The 4,523-nt window shown below is 66.8% G+C and carries 5 protein-coding genes and 1 pseudogene; 4 read left to right on the forward strand and 2 right to left on the reverse strand.

Features of this window, described 5'->3' with window-relative positions:
• Positions 1-82 precede the first annotated feature (82 nt).
• Positions 83-640: pseudogene (locus LN450_RS04735) on the forward strand (ADP-ribosylglycohydrolase family protein); the annotation flags it as partial.
• 341 nt (positions 641-981) lie between these two features.
• Here the strand turns inward: LN450_RS04735 and LN450_RS04740 are convergent.
• On the reverse strand, positions 982-1,857 hold the full coding sequence (locus tag LN450_RS04740; protein ID WP_011348243.1) for an energy transducer TonB: 876 nt from the start codon (positions 1,855-1,857) through the stop codon (positions 982-984).
• A complete protein-coding gene (gshB, locus tag LN450_RS04745; protein WP_008575184.1) occupies positions 1,854-2,804 on the reverse strand; it encodes a glutathione synthase in 951 nt (316 codons plus the stop codon). The genes LN450_RS04740 and gshB overlap by 4 nt, the downstream gene beginning before the upstream one ends.
• A 236-nt stretch (positions 2,805-3,040) precedes the next feature.
• Here gshB and pilG point away from each other — a divergent pair, with 236 nt between their 5' ends.
• The 3 genes from pilG to LN450_RS04760 are packed head-to-tail and all read left to right on the forward strand — an operon-like array spanning position 3,041 to position 4,352.
• Positions 3,041-3,442 carry a twitching motility response regulator PilG gene (pilG, locus tag LN450_RS04750; protein ID WP_005913706.1) on the forward strand — a complete coding sequence of 134 codons (402 nt, stop codon included), beginning with the start codon at positions 3,041-3,043 and terminating at the stop codon, positions 3,440-3,442.
• Between the two features lie 17 nt (positions 3,443-3,459).
• Positions 3,460-3,822, forward strand: a complete 363-nt coding sequence (locus LN450_RS04755; protein WP_005913708.1) for a response regulator — start codon at positions 3,460-3,462, stop codon at positions 3,820-3,822.
• On the forward strand, positions 3,822-4,352 hold the full coding sequence (locus tag LN450_RS04760; RefSeq protein ID WP_003482487.1) for a chemotaxis protein CheW: 531 nt from the start codon (positions 3,822-3,824) through the stop codon (positions 4,350-4,352). The genes LN450_RS04755 and LN450_RS04760 overlap by 1 nt, the downstream gene beginning before the upstream one ends.
• Positions 4,353-4,523 lie beyond the last annotated feature (171 nt).

A 4,523-nucleotide genomic window follows, 5' to 3' on the forward strand; every position in this document is an offset into this window, starting at 1 on the left:
CCAGCCAAGCCGGCGCCACGCAACACCCGCTCCGCACCGCTGACGACCAACGCACCTCATCTCAAAGTGGATGACGTGCTCTAGCGGCAGCGCCGATCCGCGCGCGGCCGGCAATGGATCCCTGATGCGGTTGGCGCCGGTGGCGATGTACTACGCGCATCGCCCCGACGAGTTGGGCGATCGTGCCGCCGACAGCTCGCGCACCACCCATGCCGCCGCCGAGGCGCTGGACGCCTGCCGGTTGTTCGCGGCCCAGGTGCGGGCCGCCTTGCTCGGCGCAACGCGCGAGCAGGTGCTGCGCACGTCTTGCGACGGAATGGTCTCCCCGGCGGTGCATGTCCTGGCCGCGCGCGACCATGCAGCGGTGCCGGCAGTGCAGATTCGCGGCACCGGCTACGTGGTCGACGCGCTGTCGGCCGCACTGTGGTGCTTCGCCACCACCGACACATTCGCCGATGCGGTGTTGCGCGCGGCCAACCTGGGCGACGATGCCGACACCACCGCGGCGATCTGCGGCCAGCTTGCTGGCGCGTTCTACGGTGTCCAGGGCATTCCCGCCGCCTGGCGCGAACGCGTGCAGGATGCAGCCGAGATCATGGCGTTGGCCGACCGGTTGCACGCCGCGGCGCAGGTGGCCTGAGACACTGGCCACCGCGGACCTGCCGCCCCGTCTGCTGCACGCTGCAGATGGCGAACCGGCCATGTCGTCGCGCGGTCCAGGTTTGTGCGCCAGCCGATCGCAGGTCGTCATTGCCGGCTTGCTGTATGTGCGCGCCGCTATGGCGGGTTGGTGTCGCGCAGGCGTACAAGAGGATGACCAGGCTGCGCAGGAGTACCCGCCTGGCGTCCACGCTCAGGCCGCTGGCATCACGGCACGAGGCGCGCGCGCCGCAGCGCCGCTGATCCTGCGCGTCTGTCTTCTTTCAGGCCTGCGCCGCTCGGCTGTGGCGCAGTGCATGGGGCAGTACACGCCTAGGGGGCTCAGCGATCGTCGTGCAGCTCGCCGCCGGGCAGGAACAGCCAGGTGCGCGTGACCTGCAGGATGTCCACGTCGTCCTTGGTCCTGGGCAGTGGCGGAAACGGCTGCGCCAGTTGCACCACGCGCAACGCGGCATCGTCCAGCAACGGAACCCCGCTGGAGACCAGCACGCGGCTGCTTTCCACGCTGCCGTCGCGGCGCACGCCCACGCTGATGACCACCTTGCCGCCCAGCCGGCGGCGGCGCGCGTCGTCCGGGTAGTTCAGGTTGCCCACGCGCTCGGCGCGGTCCACCCAGGCACGCAGATAGTTCGCGTACGCGTATTCGCGGGTACTGGCGGATACGAACTTGCGGTTCGGGCGCTTGGCGTACTGCTCCGAGCGCAGATGCACTTCGGCGGCGAGCCGGGCCATTTCGGCATCGCGCTGGATGCGCTGCGCCTCGGCCGGGGTGAGCGGGTCGGTCTGCGGATTGGGCTGCGGCGTCGGCACGGCCTGCTCGCCACGACGGCTGGTCACCACGCGGGTCTGGGTGGGCTCGGGTGCGTTCACGCTGGTGGCGCGTTGCGCCTGTGGCGCCAGCCCGGTGCGGTCCTGCGGCACCACGCCCGGCTGGCTGTCCCGGGGGCGTTGCGCGGTGGCGTAATCGCCGCCGCCCTGCTGGTTGGCCTGGGCCAGGAAGTCGGCCTGCTTGGGCGTCAACGGCGTGCTGGTCTGGCTGAAGATCACATCCAGCGTCGGCACCAACGGTGCGTCCTCGCTGACCGCAAAGCCCACCCCCAGGATCAGCACGCCATGCAGCAGCAGCGAGATCACCAGCGTCATCATCAGCCGGCGACCGTCGTCCATCGGTGCCGGCAGGGCCGCGGCCGTGCTCATTGCGCGGTGCCGGCCTCGATCGCGTCGAACAGCAGTCCGGCGATGTTCAGGCCGAACTGCGCATCCAGCTCGCGCACGCAGGTGGGGCTGGTGACGTTGACCTCGGTCAGATAATCGCCGATCACGTCCAGGCCGACGAAGCGCATGCCGCGCCGGCGCATTTCCGGACCCACCTGCGCGGCGATCCAGCGGTCGCGTTCGGACAATGGCCGGCCTTCGCCGCGCCCGCCGGCGGCCAGATTGCCGCGGAATTCGTCGCCCTGCGGAATCCGCGCCAGACAGTAATCGACCGGCTCGCCGTCCACCAGCAGGATGCGCTTGTCGCCGGCCGTGATGTCTGGGATGAAGCGCTGCGCCAGGGTCAGCTTGCGGTTGCCGTCGGTCAGCGTTTCCAGGATCACGTTGAGGTTGGGGTCGCCGCTGCCGCTACGGAAGATCGAGCGTCCGCCCATGCCGTCCAGCGGCTTGAGTACCGCCTGGCCATGCTCCAGCACGAAGGCCTTGAGCGCGGCGGCATCGCGGCTGACGAGGGTCGGCGGGCAGCATTGCGGAAACAGCAGTGCGGCCAGCTTCTCGTTGTAGTCGCGCAGGCCCTGCGGGTCGTTGACGATCTGCGCGCCGGCGCGCTGCGCCACGCTCAGGACCTGGGTGTCGTAGACGAACTCCGCATCCACCGGCGGGTCCTTGCGCATCAGCACCACCTGGCCGGGCCCGAACGCCCGTTCGGCGAACTCGCCCAGCGTGAACCAGCCGGTCTTGTCCTCGCGCACGCTCAGCGGCGCCACCTGCGCCACCGCGCGCCCTTCGCGCAGGCTGAGCCCGCCGGGGCGCACGTAGTGCAGTCGGTGGCCACGGCGCTGGGCTTCCAGCAACATGGCAAACGTAGTGTCTTTGGCGATCTTGATGGAGGCGATGGGATCCATCACCACAACGACGTCGAGCGACATGGGGCTAAACCTTTCGAACAAGCTGCCGATGGTAACTTCAAGCGATGGGCGATGGCGCGCCCGGTGGGTCGTAGTGCGCGACTTGCCGGCCGGGACGCACCCAGACGTGGTCGGAACGTCCGCCTGGCGGGGCCCCGGCAATGCGCCCTTGACAGTCGATGCGGGTCTTGGGATATACATGCAGTTTCGTAGCGACGTCGGAAGGGATGAAGCGTCGCGCGCCCGGGGATATTTGCATGAGTGAAAACATTGCTGCGGGTGGGGAACTCGCAGGACTGAAGGTGATGGTGATCGATGATTCGAAAACCATTCGCCGCACCGCCGAAACGCTGCTGAAGCGGGAAGGTTGTGAAGTAGTGACAGCAACGGATGGTTTCGAGGCACTGGCCAAAATTGCGGACCAGCAACCTCAGATCATTTTCGTCGACATCATGATGCCGCGCCTGGATGGGTACCAGACGTGCGCGTTGATCAAGGGCAACCAGCTCTTCAAATCGACGCCGGTGATCATGTTGTCGTCCAAGGACGGCCTGTTCGACAAGGCTCGCGGCCGCATCGTCGGTTCCGAGCAATATCTGACCAAGCCGTTCACCCGTGAAGAACTACTGAGCGCGATCCGCACGTACGTCCACGCCTGACCAGGGGGAAAGGCAACATGGCTCGAATTATATTGATCGAGGACTCGCCCACCGACAGGGCAGTCTTCAGTCAATGGCTGGAAAAAGCAGGCCATACGGTCGTCGCCACCGATAATGCAGAAGAGGGGCTTGAGCTGGTTCGCAGCCAGGCGCCCGATCTTGTGTTGATGGATGTGGTGTTGCCCGGCATGAGCGGCTTCCAGGCAACCCGTGCTCTCGCACGCGACCAGGCAACCAAGGACATTCCCGTGCTGCTGGTCAGCACCAAGGGCATGGAAACCGACAGGGCCTGGGGTCTGCGACAAGGTGCCAGCGACTACATCGTCAAGCCGCCGCGCGAAGACGATCTGATCGCGCGCATCAGACAATTGGTGCGTTGATGCGCTCTCCATTCGACATTCTCGAAGACTACGAGCGTCGTAGTCTGGCGCACGCCACGCCGCTGCCGGAACGCCAGTTCTCGGCCGATATCTGGCGCGGCGTGGGGTATCGCGTCGGGACCCGGCGACTGGTCTCGGACTTCCGCGAAGTTGCGGAAATCGTGCCGATGCCGCCGGTCACTCCGGTGCCGGGCGCACAGCCCTGGCTGCTGGGCGTGGGCAATCTGCGCGGCAATCTGTTCCCGGTGATCGATCTGAAGCAGTTCCTGGAGGGCCGTCGCACGGTGCTGCAGGAAGGCCAGCGTGTGCTGATCATGCGTCAGAGCGGCGGCGACGTCGCGCTGACCATCGATGAGCTGTACGGCCAACGCAGCTTCGAGCAGGTCCAGGCGGTGGAACCCGGCGAGCTGGCGCAAGGCCGCTACGCCCATTTCATCGACCGTGCCTTCCGCAACGAGACGCAGGACTGGGGTGTGTTTTCCCTGGCGTTGCTGTCGCGCACTCCTGAATTCCGGCAGGCCGCGGCCTAATCCGCGACCCCGCCACGTCATACAGATCGAGGTCGAACCATGAGTACCGCCCCGGACGCCCGCAAGACCAACAAGCTCGGCAGCGTCAGCACCAGCTTCTGGCTTGGCTTGCTGGTGTTGTCGATGATCGTGTTTGGCGCCAATACCGGCGTCGCGACCTGGCAGGGCAGT

It is taken from the genome of Xanthomonas euvesicatoria pv. euvesicatoria, assembly GCF_020880415.1.
GTDB classification, from domain to species: domain Bacteria; phylum Pseudomonadota; class Gammaproteobacteria; order Xanthomonadales; family Xanthomonadaceae; genus Xanthomonas; species Xanthomonas euvesicatoria.